This window comes from Virgibacillus sp. (assembly GCF_013393565.1).
GTDB classification, from domain to species: Bacteria; Bacillota; Bacilli; order Bacillales; family Amphibacillaceae; genus Virgibacillus; species Virgibacillus dokdonensis.
Genome location: NZ_JABXHF010000004.1, coordinates 34,678 through 60,436, shown reverse-complemented (window position 1 = coordinate 60,436; position 25,759 = coordinate 34,678). Strand labels below are relative to the sequence as shown.

General features: G+C 36.2%; 17 protein-coding genes, 1 pseudogene, 1 riboswitch and 1 other annotated feature. Of the genes and pseudogenes, 10 read left to right on the top strand and 8 right to left on the bottom strand.

Annotation, left to right across the window (positions count from 1 at the left end):
- Window positions 1–290: 290 nt before the first annotated feature.
- Window positions 291–450: riboswitch (cyclic di-AMP (ydaO/yuaA leader) on the top strand.
- Between the two features lie 268 nt (window positions 451–718).
- Complete coding sequence (locus HLX49_RS01780) at window positions 719–2,071, top strand: TrkH family potassium uptake protein (RefSeq protein WP_296360657.1); 1,353 nt, start codon at window positions 719–721, stop codon at window positions 2,069–2,071.
- 474 nt (window positions 2,072–2,545) lie between these two features.
- On the opposite strand, the gene HLX49_RS01775 is transcribed toward HLX49_RS01780, so the two are convergent.
- Window positions 2,546–3,256, bottom strand: a complete 711-nt coding sequence (locus tag HLX49_RS01775) for a hypothetical protein (protein WP_296360655.1) — start codon at window positions 3,254–3,256, stop codon at window positions 2,546–2,548.
- Window positions 3,257–4,651: 1,395 nt separating this feature from the next.
- Here HLX49_RS01775 and HLX49_RS01770 point away from each other — a divergent pair.
- The 4 genes from HLX49_RS01770 to HLX49_RS01755 all read left to right on the top strand — a co-directional run bounded on the left by HLX49_RS01770 (window position 4,652) and on the right by HLX49_RS01755 (window position 8,294).
- Complete coding sequence (locus HLX49_RS01770) at window positions 4,652–5,707, top strand: hypothetical protein (protein ID WP_296360654.1); 1,056 nt, start codon at window positions 4,652–4,654, stop codon at window positions 5,705–5,707.
- Window positions 5,708–6,627: 920 nt separating this feature from the next.
- Complete coding sequence (locus HLX49_RS01765) at window positions 6,628–6,951, top strand: PadR family transcriptional regulator (RefSeq protein ID WP_101932783.1); 324 nt, start codon at window positions 6,628–6,630, stop codon at window positions 6,949–6,951.
- A complete protein-coding gene (locus HLX49_RS01760) occupies window positions 6,944–7,504 on the top strand; it encodes an HAAS signaling domain-containing protein (protein ID WP_296360653.1) in 561 nt (186 codons plus the stop codon). Before HLX49_RS01765 ends, HLX49_RS01760 begins: the two co-directional genes overlap by 8 nt.
- A complete protein-coding gene (locus HLX49_RS01755; protein WP_296360652.1) occupies window positions 7,497–8,294 on the top strand; it encodes a DUF4097 family beta strand repeat-containing protein in 798 nt (265 codons plus the stop codon). The genes HLX49_RS01760 and HLX49_RS01755 overlap by 8 nt, the downstream gene beginning before the upstream one ends.
- A gap of 157 nt (window positions 8,295–8,451) precedes the next feature.
- On the opposite strand, the gene HLX49_RS01750 is transcribed toward HLX49_RS01755, so the two are convergent.
- Together HLX49_RS01750 and HLX49_RS01745 are read right to left on the bottom strand one after the other, a co-directional pair.
- The gene (locus tag HLX49_RS01750) at window positions 8,452–9,063 is read right to left on the bottom strand and encodes a DUF1541 domain-containing protein (protein ID WP_296360651.1); all 612 of its coding nucleotides are present in this window, start codon (window positions 9,061–9,063) and stop codon (window positions 8,452–8,454) included.
- Window positions 9,064–9,370: 307 nt separating this feature from the next.
- Entirely contained in the window at window positions 9,371–9,694 is a 324-nt protein-coding gene (locus HLX49_RS01745) for a four-helix bundle copper-binding protein (RefSeq protein WP_296360650.1), read from the bottom strand.
- A 308-nt stretch (window positions 9,695–10,002) separates the two neighbouring features.
- Here HLX49_RS01745 and HLX49_RS01740 point away from each other — a divergent pair, with 308 nt between their 5' ends.
- Both HLX49_RS01740 and helD read left to right on the top strand, forming a co-directional pair.
- Entirely contained in the window at window positions 10,003–12,084 is a 2,082-nt protein-coding gene (locus HLX49_RS01740) for a heavy metal translocating P-type ATPase (RefSeq protein ID WP_296360649.1), read from the top strand.
- 285 nt (window positions 12,085–12,369) lie between these two features.
- The gene (gene helD, locus HLX49_RS01735) at window positions 12,370–14,778 is read left to right on the top strand and encodes an RNA polymerase recycling motor HelD (protein WP_296360648.1); all 2,409 of its coding nucleotides are present in this window, start codon (window positions 12,370–12,372) and stop codon (window positions 14,776–14,778) included.
- A gap of 328 nt (window positions 14,779–15,106) precedes the next feature.
- Here helD and HLX49_RS01730 read toward each other — a convergent pair whose 3' ends face one another.
- Complete coding sequence (locus HLX49_RS01730) at window positions 15,107–15,691, bottom strand: hypothetical protein (RefSeq protein WP_296360647.1); 585 nt, start codon at window positions 15,689–15,691, stop codon at window positions 15,107–15,109.
- A gap of 676 nt (window positions 15,692–16,367) precedes the next feature.
- Window positions 16,368–16,621 (top strand) — a binding site (T-box leader).
- A gap of 219 nt (window positions 16,622–16,840) precedes the next feature.
- Here HLX49_RS01730 and ileS point away from each other — a divergent pair.
- Window positions 16,841–19,924 (top strand): isoleucine--tRNA ligase, encoded by a 3,084-nt coding sequence (ileS, locus tag HLX49_RS01725; protein ID WP_296360646.1) that lies wholly within the window; start codon window positions 16,841–16,843, stop codon window positions 19,922–19,924.
- A gap of 293 nt (window positions 19,925–20,217) precedes the next feature.
- Here ileS and HLX49_RS01720 read toward each other — a convergent pair.
- Together HLX49_RS01720 and HLX49_RS01715 are read right to left on the bottom strand one after the other, a co-directional pair.
- Window positions 20,218–20,433 (bottom strand): annotated as a pseudogene (locus HLX49_RS01720) (bifunctional hydroxymethylpyrimidine kinase/phosphomethylpyrimidine kinase); the annotation flags it as partial.
- A gap of 436 nt (window positions 20,434–20,869) precedes the next feature.
- Window positions 20,870–21,628 carry a DUF3891 family protein gene (locus HLX49_RS01715; RefSeq protein WP_164085335.1) on the bottom strand — a complete coding sequence of 253 codons (759 nt, stop codon included), beginning with the start codon at window positions 21,626–21,628 and terminating at the stop codon, window positions 20,870–20,872.
- Between the two features lie 568 nt (window positions 21,629–22,196).
- Here HLX49_RS01715 and HLX49_RS01710 point away from each other — a divergent pair.
- A complete protein-coding gene (locus HLX49_RS01710) occupies window positions 22,197–23,048 on the top strand; it encodes a VOC family protein (protein WP_101932758.1) in 852 nt (283 codons plus the stop codon).
- Between the two features lie 430 nt (window positions 23,049–23,478).
- A complete protein-coding gene (locus tag HLX49_RS01705; RefSeq protein ID WP_077706281.1) occupies window positions 23,479–24,432 on the top strand; it encodes a calcium/sodium antiporter in 954 nt (317 codons plus the stop codon).
- 278 nt (window positions 24,433–24,710) lie between these two features.
- Here HLX49_RS01705 and HLX49_RS01700 read toward each other — a convergent pair whose 3' ends face one another.
- Together HLX49_RS01700 and HLX49_RS01695 are read right to left on the bottom strand one after the other, a co-directional pair.
- Entirely contained in the window at window positions 24,711–25,313 is a 603-nt protein-coding gene (locus HLX49_RS01700) for an alpha/beta hydrolase (RefSeq protein WP_077706280.1), read from the bottom strand.
- A 13-nt stretch (window positions 25,314–25,326) separates the two neighbouring features.
- Window positions 25,327–25,749 (bottom strand): MarR family winged helix-turn-helix transcriptional regulator, encoded by a 423-nt coding sequence (locus tag HLX49_RS01695; protein ID WP_073009747.1) that lies wholly within the window; start codon window positions 25,747–25,749, stop codon window positions 25,327–25,329.
- Between the last annotated feature and the right edge of the window lie 10 nt (window positions 25,750–25,759).

Genomic DNA, 25,759 nt, shown 5'->3' with positions numbered 1-25,759 from the left:
GTTATTCCAGGATGGCTTACCTTATGGCTAGCTATACTTGCTGATATGGGAGCTACAATATTAGTTGTATTTAATTCCTTGCGGATAATGCGTGCCAGAAAGCAACCATAAAGAGATTTAACCCTTTATGGTTGCTTTATTTTAATGAAGTTGATAAGAAATTCGCTTAAGTGCCCAACAAAGTTACTCGAAGTTCACAAATTAGTCGCTGAACTTCACATTTATATATTGACAATCCCATGCAATCGGAGTAAATTATAGCTTATTGAAAGATTCATTCATAATTATCCATGTACCTTTTGCTGAATCTTGTTTTGAGCGGGGGAACCACAGAAAATTGGTCGTAGAAGTGATTTATTGCGGCCTTGGGGTGAATTCTCATGATAGAGAAAGGGGTGCTCTCCATCCCAAACCCGACAGCTAACCTCGTAAGCATATGTTTTATTAGGAGAGAGGTCCTAGGGAAATCACAGCCTTTGAGACCATGTTTTTGATGGTCTTTTTTTATTTCAAATATATGGTGTTGTAACACTCCCTTTAACAAAGATTTGGCAGGATGCATGGAAAATAACAGCACCTTTATGTTCATTTAATGAAAGCTTTAGGGGACACTATAGGAACGTATTGTGGTTTTTGTCCATAAACAGTTGGTGAAAATCCAAGTTTTTCTAAGCAATGTGCGTGGGTATCTGTTCAATTATAGAAAGAGGTGGGGATGATGAAAAAAATTATCTCATTACATCCAATACGTGGAATTATTATTCATTGTAATCCGCCACAAATTTTAGCATTGACATTTTTATTTTTTATTGTCGTAGGCGCATGCTTATTAAAAATGCCTGTAGCTACGTATACGTCTATAACTTGGTTAGATGCTTGGTTTACTGCTACTTCTGCCATAACTGTCACAGGTTTAGTTGTTGTTGATACTGGCTCAACCTATACATTGTTCGGAGAAATTGTCATTATGTTTTTAATGCAAATTGGCGGGTTAGGTCTTATGACTTTCTCTGTACTTATTTTAATGATGATGCGTAAAAAGGTTGGGTTACGACAAAGATTGTTAACACAGGAGTCGTTAAATTTAAATCAAACCTCGTTAGGTGGACTCCTTCGTCTTGTGAAATTATTATTTATTTTTTCGATTACGATAGAAGCAATTGCTTTTATATTCCTTGCTGTAAAATGGGTGCCTGCGTATGGCTGGGCTGATGGGTTAAATTATAGTTTGTTCCATAGCATATCTGCTTTTAATAATGCGGGGTTTTCGCTTTGGTCTGACAGTCTCTCGCAATATGTAGGTGACCCGTTAGTAAATATTATTATTACAGGATTATTTATTACAGGTGGTCTAGGATTTACGGTTTTGGTAGATATTTGGGATAAAAAAGGATTTCATCGATTGTCTTTGCATTCTAAATTAATGCTCGTTGGTACATTAGTTATTAATGTTACTGCTCTATGCATATTATTTGTTTTAGAATATAGTAACCCAGAAACGATCGGTAACTTTTCATTCGTTGATAAACTATGGGGGTCGTATTTTCAAGCAGTAACACCAAGGACGGCTGGTTTTAATTCATTGGATATTGCTGCAATGAACGAATCATCTATACTTGTTACGATGCTACTGATGTTCATCGGGGCAGGAAGTGGGTCTACTGGTAGTGGAATTAAAGTGACAACATTTGTTGTTATGTTACTAGCGACGATGTCATTTTTACGTGGAAAAAATGAAACAACAGCGTTTAAGCGAACAATAAAATCTCATGTTATTGTTCGTGCCCTTTCGATCATGATGATCAGTATTAGTTGTATATTTATAGCTATTTTCATGTTGACAGTCACTGAAAATGCGCCATTTCTAACGATTGCATTTGAAGTGATTTCTGCTTTTGGTACTGTAGGGCTTTCCATGGGACTGACGGGGGATCTTACTACTCTTGGGAAAGAGGTCATTATGATTATGATGTTTATTGGGCGAATAGGACCACTTACCATGGCGTTTGTATTTGCTAAAAAAAGGGAGTCGTCAATTCGGTATCCAGAAGAAGATGTGTTTACTGGTTAAAGAGAGGAGTATCCTCTCTTTTTCACTATAGGGAAGGTGTATTGTAATCTAAATGCTTCGTTACGTATAGGATAATGAGACAAATTTTAAGATTTACAACAATAATGTATGGTTTGTTTATTAATTGCTGGTGGATTCGGGGTTTTAGTTATCTCTTAGATAAATTCAATCCAAAATTTAACGAATCTATTCTTATTTAGTATTACTATCTTGTTGAGGTCCAACTTGATACGAAAGCAAATTGCAGAATATTATGTTATTATTCAGGAAGTACTGAAACAGCAATATAACAGAGCATTCACATTAATCGCAAGAAAATTCGTGCGTTGATACGCCTATGCAAAAACAAATCTGGAAATATACTTTTTATTGCTAATCTAGTTTCCTATTGTTTTTTTAAAAAAATTGTATCTTGATAACTTCATATTAAATTACTTTATTTTTGACATATCACTGCAGGTTTAAAAATAAATGCTAGTTAATAATATCTTTAAGGTAATCTATATCTATTGGGGCATTAGTTACATTATAGTAATTACCACTATTGTAATGCACCAGACGATTCTCATAAATACCTAGTCCTATTGAGCCGTTTTTGGTATATATTGTGATGTGAATCCCTTCTTCTTTTGATACATCGCTATTCCATTCATGCTCTTTCATTTTTTTTATTTTGTATTGATCTAAAAAATCTACTAGCTTATTTACATCATTAACATTTCTCGACTCATATTCTATATCAATTATTAATGATTGGAAATTTGCTGTGTTATAATCTAAAATGCTACCTAACGATTTTTCACTATTTTCCTTTATAATTTTAAAGGAAAATAATATTGATGCTGCAATTATTAGTATTACAATAAAAATTAAAAACCATCTTTGCTTACCGAGACCTTTATATAATAAATAGATAGACAACTTCTCTGCTACAAAAGCAGTTAATGGTACTAGTAAAAAAAAGTAAGCTATGAAAACTCCTAAGGTGGTAGCCAAATTTGTTTTCCATGGTAAATAATTGTAGTACAATAAACCATATAAATACGTATTAATGATTAGAAAAATCACAAAAAAAACGATAAATAGAAACTTTCTTTTAGTTTGACTAACATTGAATTTGCTTCTCGGACTTAAAGCTGAGCGTGTTTGAATTTTTTTTATCACATCTTTTAGTTTTTTATTCATTAAAGCACCTCTTTTACGTTTTCTTAAGGAGCCTCTTAGCTATTTAGTATGGGAGTAGAAGGTGGTTTAGGAGGTTTTACGTGGAGTGCGCGCATAACAGCATTTCCATGCGTTAGCCAATATCCCTTTTATAATGGCGTCTTGGCTAGTTAATCATGCAAGCCGAGGGGCCGTGCTAAACAGACTATGAATCATTTGGCTGTGCTACCAGCATTAAATATGATCTATAGGTGATCGTTTTACAGTTCCTGGTGGAAGATTGAATGAATTTGAAAAATCTGAAATACTTAAGTCCCAATAATGTTAAATGTCAATACTTTTTCATATTCGCTTTTATTAAATACTTAATTTAATTTCTAAATCTAAAATCAGTGTGTGATATTCAGAATTGTATTAAAAAATTCTATATTTATTTCTTAGCAAAACCTTCAACGATTGTTATTATCACAATATGACGTAAGGACTCTTAAACTGAAAATAATTTTAAATAAGCGATGTGCCGTTTTTTTAAAAAATTAAAATATCACCTTCATTTAGGCTCTTCACCAAAATCCATGGTTGAGAATTCTGGTGCAACTGTGCTAGTTCATGTTGCACTCTACAATAATGCGCTCTTTATATATATATTGTTTACAAGTAAAATAAAGTCTTCGTTATTTTCAACCGCATTTGTATAGCATAGGTGATGATAATTGATAATTTCTTTTTTCAGTTAGCCATCACGGTTTCTTTACGAAAATAAGCTCCATCCACAGCTAACGTATCTATTTCTCTAGGGATTGTTTTTTTTCACAAAGATTTCTCCATACTAACTGTCGCTGTAAATGTTTTCTTTTATATCGGCTTGTGTAAATCAACCTCCTCACATCTGTCTCATTGTCGTAAACCTCTATAGAGTTTAAACTATGTTTAATATGGGATTCGCCTGCTTTATGTTGAAAAGTTTGCATCTGGATCTGATGGGTTTTGAAGCATTTGGGAAGTGAGTTTTACGTCTTCAAAAGACATAACGTTAACATCTACCCTTGAAATTGCCTGTTCTTTTAACAGACGGCGGTTTTAACCTTTTCGGGTGAGGAAAATTTAATTTAATGAAAATTATATATAATTATAACATATGCCAGAGTAAAAACTAAAGTGTAGTTAGGTTACAAAAAGTGTTTTCTAAAAAACATCTGTCCCAAAAAACAATGTGATGTAATTTCACTGAATTAATATTTAGTAATTAAATTGACCAAGTAACTTTTATTGGATGAGAAATAGTTTTTTATTTAAAATAAAGAAAATTAATATTTTTTTGATATAATAGAATTGGTACTAAATTTAATGCTTAAAATTATAAGAAGGAGGTGAAAGTTTGTCGGTTTTAAAATAAAAAAATTAGGGAGGACTTGAATGAAAAAAACAGTTTTATGGATAGCTATATTCACATTGTTGCTAATAAGCCCTATAACTTCGTTGGCACAAAGCAAAAACCCCGGAGATATAGTGCCAAGTATTAAATCTGCTCAAGAAGAAGTAACGTCAACAAACACAATTATTAGAGTGTTAGGTAAAGTCTTGATAAATGTAGCTGGTAATATCCGCTTAAGTAATCACCCTGGTTATGTTACAAATTTTGGGAGTGGAAATCTTTATGTTACTCATCCTAATGTAAAATTTAACACCGGGAGCATTAACACTCAAGTCAAAAAAGAAGTCACTGCATATGGACAAGATGTTTTAAGGCCATTTATGCAAAAAAATCAGCTTTTTGTTGGTAATGCTCAAATTCTTGTATTTAACCATAATGGAAGTAAGGTTTTAGATAGATCAGTGGCTAGTGGGCGCACAGTAGATTATAAGATTCCCGGTGGATATAACACTAGATATAATGGGTACCATATTTATTATGGTTCAAATAATAAAGAAAACTGGTATACAAGAATGTATTATATAAATAATGGCCAACCATGCACTCAATGCATACCATCCTCTCTAGAAGATCCTCACCCTCTTAATGAAAATCTAGTCTTAAAAAATGATAGAATATACATCAAGCAGTCTAATTTAGACTCAGTAGACTTAAAAAGTAACAAAAAAGATTTAACAATGAATGATATCTTTAATGAGTTCTATGATAATAATACTAAAAAGCTAACAAATCAAACCAGAACATTGGACGCTGAAGATGAAGTTTCTATAAATGATGTAATAGCAGGTTTAAAATATAATTCAGAGTATGATTACACGGAATTTCAATTCAAATCGGAGCATTCAACTCCAAATTATCACAGCATCATGTTTCAAGGAAATCTGTCGAGTAGATATTCTCCTGGAGATAGTCTAAATTTATTATTTAAACTTAAGGAAACAGAGAATGTAAATGGGGATATTTTTGTGGATCTTAATTACAATATACAAGTAGAGGATTCAAATAAATTTCCTGTAATAGATAATTTTATTAAATAACAATTTAGGTAATAGTATTACTATATGTAGATATAGTGATACTAAGTTTATCCATTAATGTTTGTGTTTAGGTTCTTGTCTCTGTGTTGTTTTTTTACACTTTTCAAATGGAATAAATGATCGTGTTTTAAAAAGAATTTCCACTTGCCAGCGCAATATATAGTAGGTACAAGGTCATTTCTTCCTATTTTATATTGGTGCCCAGAGTTTGTATGTGATTCTATTTGTTGGCGGATTGGGCTTCCCCCCTTCCGTCTTCTTTCTTTTAAATAGGCTTTCCTCTGATTTTGTTGGTTCATGCTTTCCTTCTAGGTAAAAACAATAAAATTTATTTTAGTACCTTGCAATATTCAGTACTAAAGTATATAGTATATATAGGTACTATTTTATATGTAATAGTGAGTGGTAAAGTGTACTGTGCTGAAATATTATACCTTTTTCACTTCTTTGGCTGCTGAAAGCTAAACAAGTTTAAGTAGGAATGAACAGCGCCGAGATCGCTTTTTCGGAGTCTATAGGTCAGGTCTACTAAACCATCAGCAAGGAGATCCCCTCGCTGATTAAAATCTATACTTATAAAAGTTTCCATAAGAATAACACTTTGTCCAGATTCCATCGATCATTTTTAAAAAGATAATACATAACCGAATAAGCTACGTCCGGCTTCAACGCTCAGCAACTAGGCGACTTCACTTCATTACCCTAAGTTAAGTCATCATCGGTTCGTGTCTAAGTGGAAAGCCGACTAAAAACGGGCTTGCCTTAGTGCGTCGGCATCCCCTTGTTTTAGGGCGTGATTTCTAAATCTTTCGTTAATTCGCTCTAGTCGCTACGTTGCTAAACGAGCGCCCTGAGCCTTTGTTTATGGTTTTAGTGAGAAGTTAGAAGGTTAAACATAAGAAATGAGGTGCTTAAGCTACATGAATGTTCAATTTAAAAAAGGTGCTCTGGAACTGTGTGTGCTTGCTTTATTAGATAAGCAGGATCATTACGGCTATGAGCTAGCAAATAAAATATCGAAAAGAATAGCTATTTCGGAAGGGTCTGTTTATCCATTATTAAGAAGGCTTGCAAAAGAGGAATATTTTACAACCTATTTACAAGAATCAAAGGAAGGACCATCTCGGAAGTACTATTGTCTGACGGATAAAGGAAGAGACTATTTGCATCAATTGATTCATGAGTGGATGCAGTTTACTGGTGGCGTAAATAAGCTGTTGCAGGAGAGTGATCATATTGAATAAAGATGTATTTATGAAAAAATTAGCTACAGGTATTAAAAAACTTCCTAAAGAAGAACAAAAGGAAATTCTTCAGGATTTTGCAGAGCATTTTTCCGTCGGTGTGGCAGAAGGGAAAACAGAAGGGGAAGTTGCTTCTGCTTTAGGAGCTCCAAATCAGGTTGCTAAAGAGCTGGTAGCAACCTATCATCTGGAAAAAGTAAATCATAGTTCTCATGCAGGCAATGTATTTCGTGCTGTTTGGGCTGTTATCGGTTTAGGTTTCTTTAATTTAGTCATTGTATTAGGGCCATTTATTGCTTTAGTGTCACTGATTGCTTCTGGGTGGGCAATCGGGGGATCATTTATATTATCTCCGCTAGCTGTTTTAGTAAATGTCGTTTTATATCCAGAGGCGTTTCTTTTATTTGATGTATTTGTCTCTATTGGCTTAACAGGTCTTGGTATTTTGATTATCATCGGAATGTATTTTATTACCCGTTATACGTTCAAGGCTTTTATGAAGTATTTACACTTTAATGTTAAGATGGTAAAAGGTGGTCTGAACAATGAGTAAATTAAAAAAGTTATTTTTAGTTGCTATTATATTCATTATTATAGGGGGTGTTGGATGTTTGTTTACATTTAAATCATTAGTTAGAGAGAAAGTTGATATTACGAAAGAATTTTCTGCTGATGGAATAACAAATTTGGAACTTGACATGATTAATGAAGAAATATCTATTATCCCTACTGATAATTCGGACATCGTTTTAGAACTGAAAGGGAAAAGCAACGAGCCAGATAAAAAATTTCTAGATATTGGTCAAAAAGAAAATACGTTAAAAGTACGTAAAAAGTCGGAAAAGTTCAAGTTTCGTTTTTTTAACCAAGGTGATTCTCTTGTGCTTACGGTACATTTACCACAAAAAGCGTATGAAACGATCCAAGCTGATACGAAAAATGGAACGATTCACGGGGAAAAGTTCACTGTAAAAAGCTTACAAGCCTCAGGAGCAAATGGAGAAATTGTGCTGGATGAAGTCATAACAGACACGACAGAAGTTTCCACGCAAAATGGCGGCATGGAGCTGAATGGCGTGGAAGGAAGTATTAAAGCTGAAACAAGTAATGGATCGATTTTTTTGGAAGCCAAAACACTGAATCAATCGATGGATTTGGATGCGGAGAATGGAAGTATTGATATAAATGTAGATGAAGAACCGACGAATGTAACGTATGACTTGCGCACAGGTAATGGCGGTGTAGAAGTGTTTGGAAATGATAATTGGAATGCAGTAGTTGGAGATGGAGAGCATGTTATTAAAGCAAGGACAGCTAATGGAGGTATTACCATAGCAAAATAATATCTAGTGCGTTATACTAATCTGACTTCTAAGGTTCATTTCTCAAGTTTTACAAACGAATGTAAAGGATTCAGTGGCATATTCGCACGGAATCCTTATTCATAGGCTTTATAACTATAATCCTTGAAGCTAATCTTTTCTAAAAGTAGCTATTTGCTTACTTTTCTACAGAAGATAGTTCGTCTTCTGTAACCCATTTGTGATTAGTAACCTCTTCATCGGTTGTTGTTGACGTATAATCAACCATATAAACGGTTGTTTGTTCTACTGAATCAATCGTAGCTGTAGCGCCGTCCATATCTTTCATATGGGAGGCTTGAATCGTTACCTCATCCCCTGGCTTCAAAGGCTCTTCACCCACATCTTTTAATTCTTCATGAATCACCCATTTGTGGTTTTTTACTTTTTCACCACCGTCTGTCGGGGTGTACGTAACGGAATATACCGTGGTGTCGTATGCACCTTTAATGGTTGCCTCCGCACCTTTCATTCCTTCCATATGACTCGCTTCAATAATCGCTTTACTATCAACAGGGAATTTAGGGTTTTCTGCTTCTTTTAACCCGTCAGGAACCTCACCGGAGCTAGAATGCTTCATATCCTTATCTTCTGTATCATTGGAGTCATTTTCTTGATTTTTTTCCTCTTGTTGTTGATTGGTATCTGCGTTTTCCTTATCTTGTTCGTTTTCTTGATCTGTTCCGCAAGCAGCTAAAACAGTTGCGAATAGAATTACCATTAGACTGAACATCCATTTTTTCATGTTCATGTGTCATAACCTCCTATATAGAAAAATACTTTCGTAGTTGTGAAAAAACTTCAACTAATAACTAATTTAATGCTATATTTATGAAATAATATCCCTGTTCGTATAAAAGAATATACTTCATCGCACTTAAACTTGTTATTTTTTGCTTTAACTCGTTCTTTAGACATTCCACTGTAGGATCCCCACTTCAAAAGTTGGAAGGATTTAAGTGGAAGATCCCAGCACTTAAATCCCTTTTTCTTAAGGTCTTTAGTAAAACGCTTGGTTATGTGGTTGGAGAACTGCTTGCTAAAATTGAAGTCATATATTAAGCTGTACGGCAAACTTCCGCACATTTAAAACAAGCTTCTGCACATTTTTGGCAATGGTCGTGTTCGTGCTTTTTGCATTCTTCGCCGCAAGCTTCGCAAATAGTTGCACATAAAGCAGTCAATTCAGACACGAATGGTGTCCCTCTTGTGAGTGCTTGTTCGACATAGCTGCAAATATCTGCGCATTCACGATCTAGACGAACGCAATTCGCCATCATGTTTAAGTCGTCCTCTTGTAAGCAAGCATCATAGCAATGGTTGCAAGCAGTCATGCATTCATGTAAAGCTTGAATTAATTCCTCGTGTTGTTGATGAGCCATATCCATCTACCTCCTTTTAGTTCGTATGTTTCCCATGCAATGCGTTTTTAAACATTTTAGTAACAATGTTTTGTCAAGGTGTTAAGAAGGGTATCGTTTTATTCCGAATATAAGGTGCTGTAAGACTCGTGGATTGTGCTCTCAATTAGTGGGAAATGAAAGAGCCCACCACTGGATTGAAGATTCACTTTATAGTAAGAAATAAAAAATTTTTGTTTGACAATTACCATAGGGGGGTATTGTATTATGGTATCAAATTTGGTTTGTAACTCATATTAAAAAGGTAAACAATAAGAGGAGGGGTATAGATGAAACAAAATGAGGATCACAAGCACAAACATCAGAACGACCACTCTCATCATGATCACGAGACTCATACACATCACGATAACACTGCGCACCAAGGTCATGGGGAGGGGCATCAGCATCATGGGCATCACGGCGGTCATGACCATGGAGATATGGTAAATGGCTTTAAAAAACGGTTTTTTATTTCACTTATCCTTACGATACCTATTTTAGCTTTGTCTCCAATGATTCAAGAATTTATTGGCGTTGATTGGCAATTTCCATTCGATCAATATATTTTATTTGCGTTATCGACCTTTGTTTTTTTCTATGGTGGCTGGCCGTTTATTACTGGAGCCATTCGTGAATTAAAAGACAGAAACCCTGGGATGATGACCTTAATTGGTTTAGCGATTCTCGTTGCTTATGGGTATAGTTCTCTTACGGTGTTCGGTTGGGAAGGAAAAGATTTCTTCTGGGAACTAGCGACACTGATTGATATTATGCTACTGGGGCATTGGATAGAGATGCGTTCGGTAATGGGGGCATCTAATGCGTTAGAGCAGTTGGTAAAACTCATGCCGAATGAAGCGCACAAATTAGATGAGCAAGGAAATGTACAAGATGTACCATTATCTGAGTTAAAAAGTAAAGATTATGTGCTCGTAAAACCAGGGGAAAAAGTTCCGGTTGATGGCATTATTAGGGATGGGAAATCTGCGGTAGATGAATCTTTATTAACTGGTGAATCTGTCCCCGTAGAAAAAGGGAAAGACGACGAAGTAATCGGCGGTTCAGTGAACAAGGAAGGTTCTCTTACCATTCAAGTAGAAAAAACAGGCGAAGAATCATTCTTGTCGCAAGTAGTCACGATGGTAAAAGAAGCACAAGAGTCGAAATCCAAAACACAAGATTTAACGAATCGCGCGGCAAAATGGCTGTTTTATATTGCCTTACTTTCTGGTTTTGTAACACTCATTATTTGGTTATTACTTGGGTATCCATTTGATGTGGCTATGGAACGGATGGTTACGGTTATGGTGATTACTTGTCCGCATGCATTGGGCTTAGCGGCACCATTAGTCGTTGCTGTGTCGACATCCATTTCTGCAAAAAAAGGTTTGCTTATTCGTAACCGAGCTAATTTTGAAGGAGCGAGAAATTTAAACGCCGTCGTTTTTGATAAAACAGGAACGTTAACAAAAGGTGAATTTGGTGTAACGGATATTGTGCCGATAGAGGGACAAAGGGAAGTAGATGTACTTGCATATGCCGCCAGTGTAGAACAAAATTCTGAACATCCAATTGCAACAGGTATCGTTCAATCAGCAAAAGAGAAAGAAATACGTATTGACAAAGTAACGGATTTCGAATCGATTACTGGAAAAGGGATTCAAGGGAAAGTGAATGGAAAGATAGTACATGTAGTTAGCCCGAAATATGTTCATAATAAGCAGCTCGAATATGATAAAGAACTATTTAACGAGATGTCGGAGCAAGGAAAAACGGTTGTGTTTGTTCTTGTAGATGAACAATTAATTGGGATGATTGCTTTAGCGGATATGGTGCGTGAAACAGCAAAAGAAGCAATATCTACGCTCAAAGAGCAAGACATTCATTCCATTATGCTAACAGGAGATAATAAAAAAGTGGCGAACTGGGTTGCAGAACAGCTTGGTATAGATGAAGTATATGCTGAAGTGTTACCTGATGATAAAGCGAACCAAGTAAAAGATATTCAGCAGCAAGGATGGAAGGTTGCTATGACAGGAGATGGCGTTAATGATGCGCCGGCATTAGCAACCGCTGATTTAGGAATAGCGATTGGCGCAGGTACGGATGTCGCCATGGAGACGGCAGATGTTGTACTTGTAAGAAGTAATCCAAAAGATGTTGTTTCTCTAATGGATTTATCGAGAAAAACATATCGCAAAATGGTGCAAAACTTATGGTGGGCAGCGGGATATAATATATTTGCCATTCCTTTAGCTGCAGGAGTACTTGCTCCAATAGGTATTGTACTTAGTCCGGCAGTTGGTGCTGTACTGATGAGTTTAAGCACAGTCATTGTTGCGATTAATGCGAAATTGTTAAAAGCGTAAATGGATGTGTCTTAGAAAGTCGATACTGTCTCTCTTGAAGGAGGAGGTATCGGCTTTTTGCACTATAGGGAAGTATAAGATTTGGTATATAGTATAAATAAAACAAAGGGTTTTAGTATAAAGAAGATTTATGGATAAGCTAAGTTTTGTACATTTTAAGGTTTATATTTTTAAACAATATTGCTTTCATGTGTAATTATTTCAATTTTATAAAGGGTAAACCGTTTTTAGTGAATAAAAAAGCATACTAAAATAAACCTATTGAAGTAAAGGCAGAAAAATGCTATGCTAAATAGGTTAAAGTATTATGTTTCATTTTTATACAATTATCCTAATTTACATTATATCATGTTTGAAAAAGAGGGTCAAGGAAAATGGAAAGGGGTTGCGGAAATGCTAGAAATGCATAAAGATTTGCCGCAAGAGCAACAACGTGTAGATCATATTCGAGAAGAAATTAATCAGAAAGAAAACAAATTATTCGAGAAAACTGCACAATTAAAAGAAAATGTCATCGAGTTAAGAAAGACATTTTGGGACGATGTAACTGTCAATTTGGATGAGCCAGATGATGTCATTGAAACAGAGGCAAGCATAAAACAACAAGCAGAACTGCTAGCACAAAAAGAAACCGTTCATGGCAGTTTGGCTAAAGAATTAAAAACATTAAATAAGTTAAAAGATAATCCGTATTTTGGACGCATTGATTTTAAAGAAGATGGAGAAGAAAAAGAAAAAATTTACATTGGCATTGCTTCTCTAATGGATAAAGAAGAGGAGGACTTCCTCATTTATGATTGGCGAGCGCCTATATCAAGCCTTTATTACGACTATGCATTAGGTGAAGCAAGTTATCAAACCTTAGCTGGGGAAATCTCTGGAGAAATCTCTTTGAAGCGGCAATTTATTATTCGCCAAGGAAAGATGAAGGCGATGTTTGACACGGGGCTTACCATTGGCGACCAATTGTTACAAGAGGCGTTAGGTAATAATGCAAGTACAACGATGCGTAATATTGTCGCCACCATTCAAAAAGAGCAAAATAAGATTATTCGTAATGAAAAGAGTAAATTATTGTTGGTGCAAGGTGTTGCTGGTAGTGGGAAAACTTCCGCAGCATTACAACGAATAGCTTATTTGATGTATCGTTACCGTAAACAGTTAAACCCAGAAAATGTGATGCTGTTTTCCCCTAACCCTTTGTTTACAAGTTATATTAATAATGTATTACCTGAGCTTGGGGAAGAGAACGTGAGACAAACTACCTTTTATCACTTTGTGCAAAAAAAGGTAGGAGATGATTTCTCCGTTGAATCTCCTTTTGATCAAATGGAGTACATGTTAACAAATAAACATACAATGACGGATCAAATACGTATGCAGGGGATTGAATATAAATCTTCGTTAGCATTTAAACAAATGGTGGATGCATATTTGGCAACTTTACATGACAAGGGGATTTGTTTTCGCCCTGTTTTATTTCGCGGAGAAGTACTCATTTCCAAAGAGGCGATCGCTGATTACTTTTATACTATGGAATCATCCATTTCTTTACCAAACCGAATGGAGCTAGTAGCGGATTGGCTGTTGAAGGAATTAACTAGCATTCAACAGGAGGAGGTTTCGAAGGATTGGGTAGGAGAGAAGATAGAGCTGTTGGATAAAGAAGCCTATGCTAAAGCGTATTATAAAGCGCGACAACAAGGTGCGGACAGTGTGATGGATGAAGAGGCTATTTTAAGAAAGGCCGTCGTTCATAAAATGTTTGCTAGTATGAAAGCGAAAGTGAAGGACTTTGCGTTTGTAGATGTCGCAAAAACATTTGAACAGTTATTTAAATACCATCCAGAGCTAGCTGAGCTCCCTAATTCATGGAAGGATATGGCTGCGCAAACAGTGGAACATATTCAATCTAGCCATCTGCAATGGGAAGATGTAACGCCATATGTGTATTTTAAAGGGCGGTTATTAGGAGATATGAAGGATCGATCCGTACGTTATTTAGTCATAGATGAAGCGCAAGATTTTTCTGCTTTCCAATTTGCCTATGTCTCGGAATTATTTCCACATACGAGAATGACGTTATTAGGCGATATAAATCAAACTATTTATGCCCCAATATCGAAACAAAATCCGTTGCTTCTAAAAGATGGAGAAGAGGTAGAGCGCATTACATTAATGAAAAGCTACCGTCCTACAAAGCAGCTCGTCCAATTTACCAAGCATTTTGTCCCAGGTGAACATGAAATTGAACCATTCGAACGGGAAGGAAACAAACCCAAGCTTATCTATGTAAACAAAGAGACGCAACGTAAAGAAGTGTTAAAGCATCAGATAAAGAATCTAATGAATGAAGGCTATGAAACGATAGCTCTAGTTACGAAATCTTTACAGGAGAGTAAACATATCTATGATGCGTTAACAGGGGAGGTTCCCTGTACCTTATTGGATGAAGAAACGTATACATTATCAAAAGGAGTTTTGATCATCCCTGTATATTTAGCAAAGGGGATTGAATTTGATGCCGTTATTATTCCAGATGCAACGAATAGTAACTATACAAAGGAAGATCAAACTTTGTTTTACACTGCTTGTACGCGAGCAATGCACGAGTTAGTCATGGTGGCTAACGAGGAGCCAAATGTATTTATACAGGAAGCGTCTGTAGGCACATATAAGGCGGATAAAAAATAATAAAATCTTTATTATTGGGTCATTTAAATAGAACTTGGCTGCCCGTGCAATGGCTGAGCAGTCAAGTTTTATATATATGAAAATATTTCTAGAGGAGGATATTAGGGCTAATTTCTAGTCAAAAAAAAGAAAGGAGCTCTATTATAAAATAACATGATAGCGTAGTGTTTTTCCGCAGGCGGTCACTAGCTGCTTTTTTCTTATACATTTATAAACAATTGTTCTATTAAAAACATAAAATGTACATCAATAGAGTTATGAAATATTTGGGTTATAACGATGTAGAGAAAAACTTGATACATGTTTTTTTATTACAGATTTGCTATTTCTAGTGTTTATTCCTTAATCTGTATAGGTGATGTATGGAAAAAATATGTACGATAGCTTTTGTGTAGTAGATAATTCTTCCAGTAAATAGAATAATCGTTGTTGAATGATAGATAGCAATCGTTTTACAAATTGCTTTTCCACCGACTGTAAGTGCTGCAATGATACTTGTTAAAATAACAGAAACAAATATGAAAGTGATGGATCCTTCTGAAGTACGAATCAATTTAGCGAGTTGAAATACAACAGCTGTAGAAGCTGCACCACTAACAATACCTGCGATGTCCCCAATTACATCATTAAATAAACTGGAAAATAGTGGAGCTTTTTTAGCAATAAAAGCTGCTTCTTTTGCCCCTTTTATTTTCTTAGCTGCCATAGCATGAAAGTGTTTCTCGTTTGACGTAGCTGCAGCAAGTCCAATCGTATCTCCGGTAATACCGATTAGTATAAAGACAAATACAATAAACAAACTTAAAAGTAAACCCGCACCTTCCTGAAATAATGTAGATATACATGCAAACACAAAAGCCATTCCAAATGTTAATAAACTAATTCTAAGGCTCCATTGTAAGGATTTCCGCATGAGTTTGAACAATTTGTTATCCTCCATTCCTAGGTTTTATCGTATAGATAAGGTACTGGAAAACGCTCGCTTCAACCTTAGAACCGTAGAAGTGGAAGAGAACAGCACCTATGCTACATTTGTTTGATTAATTTCAGTGGGTTTGATATCGAAATTCCCATCTATTAGAAAGACTTGGCTTGTCGCCAAGTCTTATGGTGAATGGCGTAGTTTTTCTTATACTATAAACCTTTAAACTTTTATACTTTTACGCTCCTGTTCTTCGTAAATTCGCTCATCCCGCATAGAAATCGCTCCAGTTCGTCGTTGTAAATTCGCTCATCTATAGTATAAAAAATCGTGTACGTTAAGAAGGAGCGCCCTCCCGGCTACCACCCCGGGAGGGCATGTTGAATTACCTGTACTGCCATCTTTATTCCTTCAGGTAAAAAAAATAACCAAAGGAATAAAATTTACCTAGAACTAATAAAGTTGCATATATGAAACATATAATATTTTTTGGAGAAAATCAACCATTTTAATTGAAAATTTAAAAATAAATTCACTTCCTCTAAAAATTTATAGGGGGTACCATATAAGCAAAACTCGCTTCAGGCATAGAAATTTTACTGTAATTCTTTATTCAACTTGACAGCAATGACGCTTTCGTATAGGTTTATAGTAATGAAACAAACGACTACATTCGTTGACGAGAATGAGTAAACGTAATGGTGGTTCTCTAGAGAGTTGGCATTTTTGCTGTAAGCCAATGTTCCACTTATGTTGAAGATCCTCTCCGAGAAGAAAAGCTGAGCTTGTCAGTAAGCTTTTCCGGAATCCTCACCGTTATACTAGAGGCGCGTATGAGATGTACGTTGATGAGTGCTGGAGAGTATGGTTCACATAACTCTGGAACCAGGGTGGTAACGCGAGTTTAAGCTCGTCCCTAATAATAATTAGGGGCGGGCTTTTTTGTACTATATAAGCATAAAGGGGATAGGTTATCTTATAAGAAATTGGTGCATTCGCCATAAAGCTGTGTAAATAAGCCAAGGTTTTTCATGCGATACTGTGTATAATCGTATTTTTTAGTCTACCATGCAATAAGCTAATGGAAGCCTTTGTGGAGAAACGTTTTAATAATGATAAAAAAGTTAGGAGTGAATTGGGTTGGATCATCATCATGTAGAAGAAACGGTAGTTGAAAGGGAAAATCGGGTTAAGAAGTGGTGGCAGCAGCAGGATATATTTGCAAAATCCATCACACAACGGGAAGGGAAAGAAACGTTTGTATTTTACGAGGGGCCACCTACAGCGAATGGTTTACCACATGCTGGGCATGTGCTTGGTCGCGTAATCAAAGATTTTGTTGCGCGATATAAAACAATGCAAGGTTTTCAAGTGTTAAGAAAAGCGGGTTGGGACACACATGGCTTACCCGTTGAATTAGGTGTGGAGAAAAAACTAGGTATTTCCGGTAAACAAGAAATCGAAGCGTATGGTGTAGAAGAATTTATTGAAGCCTGTAAAGATAGTGTCTTTGATTATGAAAAACAATGGCGGAAATTTACAGAGGCAATTGGGTACTGGGTAGATATGGATGAACCGTACGTGACACTCGAAAATAATTATATTGAAAGTGTTTGGTATATTTTAGCTACCATTCATAAAAAAGGATTATTGGATAAAGGGCATCGTGTAACGCCTTATTGCCCAAGCTGTCAAACCTCGCTAAGCTCTCATGAAGTCGCACAAGGATATAAAAATGTTAAAGATTTATCCGTAACAGTGAAATTTCCACTAAAAGATGTAGCGAATACATTCTTTTTAGGATGGACGACAACACCATGGACGTTGCCAGGAAATATTGCTCTTGCTGTACACCCTGACATGGACTATGCTAAAGTTCAGCAAAATCAGCAAGTGTTTATTGTAGCAGCTGATCGTTTACAAGCAATATGTAAAGAAGCTGACGTGTTAAGCTGGCATAAAGGAAAAGAGTTTGTTGGACTTTCCTATCAACCTCCTTTTCCAATGTCTAAAGTAAAGCGTGGGTACCAAGTCATTGGTGCTCAATTTGTTACAAACGATAGCGGTACAGGTATTGTTCATATCGCTCCTGCGTATGGAGAAGATGACTATCATGCGGTGGAAGAAAATAATCTTGATTTTATTCATGTCGTTGATGAGACAGGTAGATATAAGGAAAATATGCTTCCTTTAAAAGGGCAATTAGCGAAGCAAAGCGATGTAGCGATTATTAAAATGTTGGCGGAAAAAGACTTGTTGTTTGCAAAGGAAAAATATGAGCATAGCTACCCACACTGCTGGCGTTGTGATTCGCCGCTTCTTTATTACGCTATGGAAGGTTGGTTTATCCGAACGACAGCTATAAAAGATACGATTTTACAAAATAACGAACAGATCGAATGGCATCCAGAGCATATGAAGCACGGTCGCTTTGGAAATTTTTTGGAAAATATGGTGGATTGGAATTTAGGAAGAAACCGTTACTGGGGAACACCATTAAATGTGTGGATATGTCAAGACTGTGAGCATCAAGTTGTTCCGAATAGTATCCAAGAGCTAAAAGCATATGCCAAAGATACAATTCCTGAATCGTTGGAGTTGCATAAACCATACGTAGACAAGATCGTGCTCTGTTGCCCGCACTGCCATAGTGATATGTACCGTACAAAAGAAGTAATTGATGTCTGGTTTGATAGTGGCTCGATGCCGTTTGCGCAATATCATTATCCATTTGCAAACAAAGAGTTATTTGAAAAACAATTCCCAGCAGATATAATTGCTGAAGGTGTGGATCAAACTAGAGGGTGGTTTTACAGCTTATTAACGGTTGCTTCCTTATTCGTCGGCAAACCTTCTTATAAACGAGTGTTATCTTTAGGACATATCTTAGATGAAGATGGTAAAAAAATGTCGAAAAGTAAAGGCAATGTGATTGATCCGATGCAACTGGTGGAAACGTATGGGGCGGATGCGCTTCGTTGGGCTTTATTAGCAGATAGTGCACCGTGGAACAATAAACGTTTTTCAGCAAATTTAGTTGCTCAAGCCAAATCAAAAGTGGTCGATACGTTACAAAATGTGTACGCATTTTATGCAATGTATACGGCTATTGATCAATTTGATCCTCATCAGCATGATAAAGGGGAGCAAACATTGTTGGATAAATGGGTTTTATCTCGTCAGCAGACAGTTGTTAATCAGGTGAATTACTATTTGGATGCCTATGAGTTTACATCTGCCGCGAAGGTTTTAGCGGAATTTGTAGATCAAGTAAGTAATTGGTATATTCGTCGTTCTCGTGACCGTTTTTGGGGTGAGGGAATGGGGAGTACAAAATTGGCTGCTTATCATACGTTAAGAGAAGTATTGATAACAACGAGTAAGTTGCTTGCACCGTTTATTCCGTTTGTTACCGAGGATATTCATGTAAAGTTAACAGGTGAGAGTGTGCACCTCGTTGATTTTCCTAACGATGACAATGCGGCGATTAATGTTCAATTAGAAGAGGAAATGAGTGGCGTGGTCCAAGTTGTAGAACTTGCACGACAGGCTCGTAACGTATCTAAAATAAAGACAAAGCAACCATTAGCCTCTTTAACAGTGGTTAGCGATTCGTCACACGCAAGCTATGTCTATAAATATGCGGAAATTATGAAAGACGAAATTAATGTGAAGCGAGTGAATGTCGCAACAGAAATGGGTGAAAACGTGCGTTATGAATTTAAGCTGAATTTCCCTGTCGCAGGACCGAAATTAGGGAAGCGGATAGGGATTGTGCAGAAACAGTTGCAACATTTATCAGAGGAAGAAATCACTCAAATGGTAAAAGGAGATCGAACATTAACGTTACCGTCCGGAGAGACGTTACAACTTGAGGAGGAAGATCTGTTAGTAAAGCAGGTGACAAAAGAAGGGCTGGAAATGGCTGTAAACCCAACGTTTACCGTTCTATTAGATACGCAATTAACGAAGGAATTAAAACAAGAAGGTTTAGCTCGCGAGCTTATACGAGCAGTGCAACTATACCGCAAAGAACTGAATTTGCCGGTTGATCAACGAGTAAATATTACGTTTGCGGCTAGTAAGGAAATGAAAAACGTTATGAAAATGTACCAACCTTTATTAGAAACGAACCTGCTCCTAAAGGGCATTCATTTTGGAGAGCGTGCTGGGATGAAAAGCGTTCAACTAGAAAAAGAGACTGTTCGAATAGGAATACATTAATAGCTCCTCGCTATTTAATGTTGGTATTATAGCCAAAAGATAGAATTAGTCGGTTTGACATGGAGCCGGGCATGATTGACGAGCCAAGACGCCAATATGAAAGGAATATTGGCTCACGCCAAAAATGCTATCATGCCTGCCACTCCACGTAAAACCTCCTAAACTACCTTCTGCTCCCTGCTCCCATACTAAATAGTGAAGAAGCACATTAATTTACTAATGATAGAAAAATCCAGGTGAATCTGCCCCCTGGATTTTTTTGCACTATAGGAAAGTCAAAGATTTTACAATATTTATTTCGTATACTTATTATAAGCGCCATGTCTTACTGGACCGACATAATCATTGAGTTTCCAGCCATGCTTGATCGCTGCTGTTACGAAATTTTTTGCTCCCTTTACAGCATCTTTTACAGTACGACCATGTGCTAGGTTGGCAGTGATAGCAGCAGCAAACGTACATCCAGCACCGTGGTTGTAGCTTGTGTTAATTTTATCTTCTTCTAATACCGTTGCCTACACGAAAATTATTTGTCACAAATGAAGCGGATAACTTTTTGACGCATGTAAGGGAAGGGGAGGAAGGTTAGGGCGTAGTATAAAAGCTTTGAGGCACAACAACAAAGTGAGGTAAGTGCCTCTTAAAATCATTATATTGATTCGACTAACTTAAGTCACATTCATAGGAGAATGGAAAACTTCATCGGAATGCAGTTGTGATACGAGAACAACTACAAGCATGAGACCATTTTGGCTAAAAAATGCTGAGTGTGGGTTCTCATGGTTGTGTTGCAGCAATTTGAATGCAGATAGAAAGAATTGTACGACTTACACTTTCACAATGGCAAATGTGAATGGGTAAGCTTAAGTGGGAGATAACAGCAAGTAAATCCCTTCCTTCAGAAGCCAAGATCTTTTAGCCTATACGTTTAGGTGTGAGATCACTTTATCCTTGCACAAAAGTAATAGCTACTTCTTCTATAGGTGCTTGTTGATATGCTGGAATCAATCCTTGCTTTAAAATGGACGTTTTTGTTACCTGCTTATACGGGTAAGTGAATGCTGTTGCTGATGAAAATGGCAGTTGTGATAGTTGAATTGTCTGTTTATCTTGCCACGTCGCTTCTAGTAGTTGGTTTGTAAAACCTTTCAATTTAGCCGATAAGGGAATACCTTTTTTAAAGAAAGGGTGCGTGTTTTCTCCTGGTTCATTGAGGCAAATAAATAAAGAAAGATTATCACAAAGCTGCAATAAACCAAGATGGATAGCTAATACTTCTTTATCAAACTGTTTCAGGATATTTATTATTCGTTGTTGTCTGCTTCTTTCTTGATTAACAAATTGTTTACTATAGTAAGAAGTATCTTTTTCAAGAAAACGCGTATAGTGTAAGCTGCATAACAAACCTGCATACAAATCTGCAGAAGCGACTTTTTCGATTCCAGCAGTATATAACACGGTCTTAGCTGGTGTTGGAAAATCTGTGAAATTGTGAGGTGCTTGCGATTGGTCATTCCAAAATGGTTCTTCATCAAATGGTCTCCATCCAACATCATGTTGTTGGATGGCATAAATGGCAGAATCGTGGTATGGAGATTGCGGTAAATATGCTTTGTTCCAATGTCTAATCATACTTTCAGATATGCGAGCATGTTGATCTTGCTCTATGAAGATAAAGCTATTTTGTTGCTTGCGAATAATCAATGAAACATCCTCCTTTTTAATTGGAAGTAAGAAATGAATGCTTTTATTATATATTCCTCATTTTACACGAAAGAAAACGAACATAATGAAAGCGTGACTATCGTATCATGAATTGCCATAGCTCGTAATGGGGAGCTAACATTTACTATGAAAAGTTCTTGCAAGCGGTTTTTTGCCAGAAAGTATAAATTTTTTAAGTTTATAGTATAAGAAAAACGACCACTTCCTTTACAAGGTTTGGCGGTTAGCCAAGTTGTTTTAACATACAAATAATTACAGCTTTTATGTTTCATGATAGATTTGGGATTAACTCTAGTTCTTCTAATGATTTTGTGTTTATAACAGAATTGGTATAATAATCGTTTTTCAAGTTCTTCAATTTTTTTTTTAATTTGTTATGGTGATTTTAGAAGGAGCTTTTTGAACCCAAAGCTATTCCCAATTGGATGTGCTTTTAGGAAGTGCATGTCAATTCTACACGAATAAGATTGACAAGAAAACATTTTGCCTATACAATTACTTACTATAAATAACTTTATTTAAAAAAGTAACTAAAAGGGGTGCAGTAATGGAGACGAAGTTTTTTGATCATTCGGTGGCTCATGTAAACGAAGTTTCGATTTACGTGACAAATTTAAAGCATTCACTTGCATATTATCAATATTTGTTCGGTTTTTCTTTATTAGAGAAATCTCAACACCAAGCTGTACTGTCAGCAAATGGTGCTACTCCGATATTAACTTTGGAACAGCCAGAATCTGTTTTATCGAAACAACAGGGGAGAACAGGGCTGTATCATTTTGCTATATTGCTTCCAAATAGAAGTGATTTGGCATCATTCTTACAGTTTTGTTTAGAGGAACAAATTCCTTTTGGGGCCTCAGACCATCACGTTAGTGAAGCGATTTATTTAACGGACCCAGATGGAAATGGAATAGAAGTGTATCGTGATCGCCCATCAAGTAGGTGGAAGTGGGATGATGATCAAGTAATGATGACAACGCATCAGTTAGATACAGCTGGATTGTTGGCGGAACCATCTGGTAAATGGAGAGGTGCACCGAAGGAAAGTCTGATAGGACATATACACTTACATGTAAACAATTTGGAACAAGCGAAAGCGTTTTATGTAAAAATATTAGGTTTTACGGAAGTAGCCCATTATCCAGGAGCATTATTTTTATCGACTGGTGACTATCATCACCATATTGCTATTAATGTTTGGAATGGAGAAAAAGCCCTTCCACCAGAAAAATATAGTGCTGGTCTAAAGTATTTTTCTATTGCATTTCCGAAAACGCAAGCAATAGATATAATTCATGATCAGTTAAAGAAAAGGGGATGGCATGCTATTCGAGCAAAGGATGGGGATGGTGTATACGTAGACGACCCGTCTGGAAATGAAATTTATCTATCCTGAATATAAGTTGCTGTAGAGAATAGGTGTTGGAGAGGATTAAATTAAATTTAAACAATCAGTGAGGGACAAGCGACTAGTAATTAGAGATTTATTGTAGAACAAGCAAAGCAATCTTTGCTTGTTTTTTAGGTGCTATTAGAAAGTATGGAATTTCTATGGTTTATAGTATAAGCAAAACAATGGCGTTTTATCGCCAAGTCTTTCTAATAACGTTTTTGCTACATATACGTTAAAATGTGTAGTGGTTATTAAAATGTGGAGAATAAGAGTATAAACGGTAATGTAATTATTTTATAAGCTGTGAAATGCTACATATAGTACATCAATACGTTACATTGTACAGCTACTTAGATCAAAAGATGGTTGTGAAATTGATCACTACCCCTTAACAGAAAGACATACTAATTGACAGAAAAGGAAGATCACATTTATGGCGTATGTTCTATTGATTGTTGGATTTGTTTTATTAATAAAAGGTGCTGATTTTTTTGTAGATGGTTCGTCAAATATTGCCAGACTACTAAGAGTTCCACCAATATTAATTGGTTTAACTATTGTTGCATTTGGTACAAGCTCTCCAGAGGCAACGGTAAGTATTATTGCTTCATTACAAGGGACAGCAGACGTATCGATGGGGAATGTTATTGGGAGCAACATTTTTAATATAACACTTGTGGTTGGAATCGCAGCGGTATTGTTTCCAATTAAAGTAGAGAATGAAACAATTCGAAAAGAAATTCCTTTTACTTTGCTTGCAAGTGTTGCTTTATTAATATTAATTAATGATAAAGTATTGCAAGGCCTGAATCTAAATACAATATCTCGAAGTGACGGGCTTATATTTCTATTGTTTTTATCTGTATTCATGTTCTATGTCATTGAAGTAGCGTTAAAGAGTCGTGAAAATGGAAGTGAAGTTAATGCTGTTCAAGACGTTAAATGGGGAAAAAACATTACAATTACCATTCTTGGGCTTTTAGGCATTGTCCTCGGTGGTCAGATGGTTGTGGAAAATGGAAAGGACATTGCTTACTCATGGGGAATGAGTGAAGCTCTTGTCGGTTTAACCATCATAGCGATTGGAACCTCCCTACCAGAACTAGTAACCTCCATTACAGCGGCTTTAAAAAAGGAAAGTGAAATAGCTTTAGGAAATATTGTTGGAAGCAATATTTTTAACATTTTATTCGTTCTTGGAACTTCTGCAGTTATTTCTCCTTTAGAAGTCAGCGGGAAAATTACTATCGACATTTTGATAATGATTGCTATCACCGTGCTACTACTTATTTTTTCTCGCACAAACTTTCGCATCGATAAACGTGAAGGCCTTGTATTAGTTATAGGCTATATCGTTTATACGGTGTATATCATAGTAAGAAATTAAACAAAGGCAGGAAGCGTTTCTAAGTCGCTCGTCAATCCAAGAAAATCTCTCCCTCCATGCAAAAATTCGCCCGCCCATCGCGTGAAGTGATAGCGGGCGCACGCTTGCGAAAAATTTTGCCTTTGGAATGGAAAAAGGAGAGAGGTATATCAAGAAAGTTGCGCCCAGACATTAGCGGTACGAGCGTGGATTCAGCAAGTCACGCGCAGAAGTGAGCAAGAAACACGCGCTTTTACATTTATCGTCGGCTATTCAAATAAACGTAAGTGTAAAAAAGCTTATAAATGTTGGTACCACTGTGCTGCGGATTCTACTTCTTGTAATGTTAATTGGTGACCTTGATTTTCCCAATGCAAATGGACATTTGCGCCAGCATCCTTTAATATTTTTGTTAAGTCTTTTGATTCTTGTGGTGGACAAATAGGGTCATTTATTCCTGCAGCGATAAACACATGTTTATGAGCTAAATTTGGTAAAGCTATACCCCGACGTGGTACCATAGGATGATGGAGTATTGCACCACGAAGTGCATGTTGATAATGAAAAAGTAAGTTTGCTGCGATATTTGCGCCGTTGGAGTATCCGATAGCAATGATGTTATCTCTATGAAAGGTATATGTTTCCGCCGCTTCATCTAAAAAGGTATTTAATTCCTTGGTTCGAAAAATAAGGTCTTCTTCATCGAAAATTCCTTCGGCTAAACGCTTGAAAAAGCGAGGCATGCCATTTTCAAGAATATTTCCCCTTACACTTAAGACATTTGCCCCTTCATCTATTCTTTCAGCTAATGGAAGCAGATCCTGTTCTGTACCACCAGTACCGTGCAACAATAATAATGTAGGTTTTGTAGGATCGTTTCCTTCTTGAAAAATATGTTTCATCTTTAATCTCTCCTTATAAACGCTTTCCAGCTTTTTTTAATACGTCGATAACAACTTTTTTTTGTTCATCACTTACATCCATAAAGAGTTCTTCAATGACTTGCTGATGCTTTGGAAAAATTTCATCCATCAGTTGCTTTCCTTTATCTGTAATATCAATATAAACGACACGTCTATCTTCTTGGGAATGTTTTCTTTGGAGTAATCCTTTTTCTTCCAATTTATCAATAACATACGTAATGGAGCCAGTTTTAATCAGTACACTTTCAGATATTTCCCGAACGGTTTGTTTTCCTTTATGATAAAGCGTTTCAAGAATAGTGAATTCAGAAGTCTTCATGCCATAATTCTTCATATCTTCCATAACATAGTCTTGTAACGCTTTTGACGCTTTAATTAATACGACAAAAGCTTTTAACGATAGATTTTCTTTCATAGTTGTTCAT

Bases quoted from the DNA above. Each gene is read 5' to 3' on its own strand.
- HLX49_RS01710 (WP_101932758.1), top strand. From the start codon at position 22,197: ATGGAGACGAAGTTTTTTGATCATTCGGTGGCTCATGTAAACGAAGTT.
- HLX49_RS01700 (WP_077706280.1), bottom strand. From the start codon at position 25,313: ATGAAACATATTTTTCAAGAAGGAAACGATCCTACAAAACCTACATTA.
- HLX49_RS01775 (WP_296360655.1), bottom strand. From the start codon at position 3,256: ATGAATAAAAAACTAAAAGATGTGATAAAAAAAATTCAAACACGCTCA.
- HLX49_RS01765 (WP_101932783.1), top strand. From the start codon at position 6,628: ATGAATGTTCAATTTAAAAAAGGTGCTCTGGAACTGTGTGTGCTTGCT.
- HLX49_RS01740 (WP_296360649.1), top strand. From the start codon at position 10,003: ATGAAACAAAATGAGGATCACAAGCACAAACATCAGAACGACCACTCT.
- HLX49_RS01730 (WP_296360647.1), bottom strand. From the start codon at position 15,691: ATGCGGAAATCCTTACAATGGAGCCTTAGAATTAGTTTATTAACATTT.
- HLX49_RS01755 (WP_296360652.1), top strand. From the start codon at position 7,497: ATGAGTAAATTAAAAAAGTTATTTTTAGTTGCTATTATATTCATTATT.
- HLX49_RS01780 (WP_296360657.1), top strand. From the start codon at position 719: ATGAAAAAAATTATCTCATTACATCCAATACGTGGAATTATTATTCAT.
- HLX49_RS01770 (WP_296360654.1), top strand. From the start codon at position 4,652: ATGAAAAAAACAGTTTTATGGATAGCTATATTCACATTGTTGCTAATA.
- HLX49_RS01745 (WP_296360650.1), bottom strand. From the start codon at position 9,694: ATGGCTCATCAACAACACGAGGAATTAATTCAAGCTTTACATGAATGC.
- HLX49_RS01695 (WP_073009747.1), bottom strand. From the start codon at position 25,749: ATGAAAGAAAATCTATCGTTAAAAGCTTTTGTCGTATTAATTAAAGCG.
- HLX49_RS01705 (WP_077706281.1), top strand. From the start codon at position 23,479: ATGGCGTATGTTCTATTGATTGTTGGATTTGTTTTATTAATAAAAGGT.
- HLX49_RS01750 (WP_296360651.1), bottom strand. From the start codon at position 9,063: ATGAACATGAAAAAATGGATGTTCAGTCTAATGGTAATTCTATTCGCA.
- helD (WP_296360648.1), top strand. From the start codon at position 12,370: ATGCTAAATAGGTTAAAGTATTATGTTTCATTTTTATACAATTATCCT.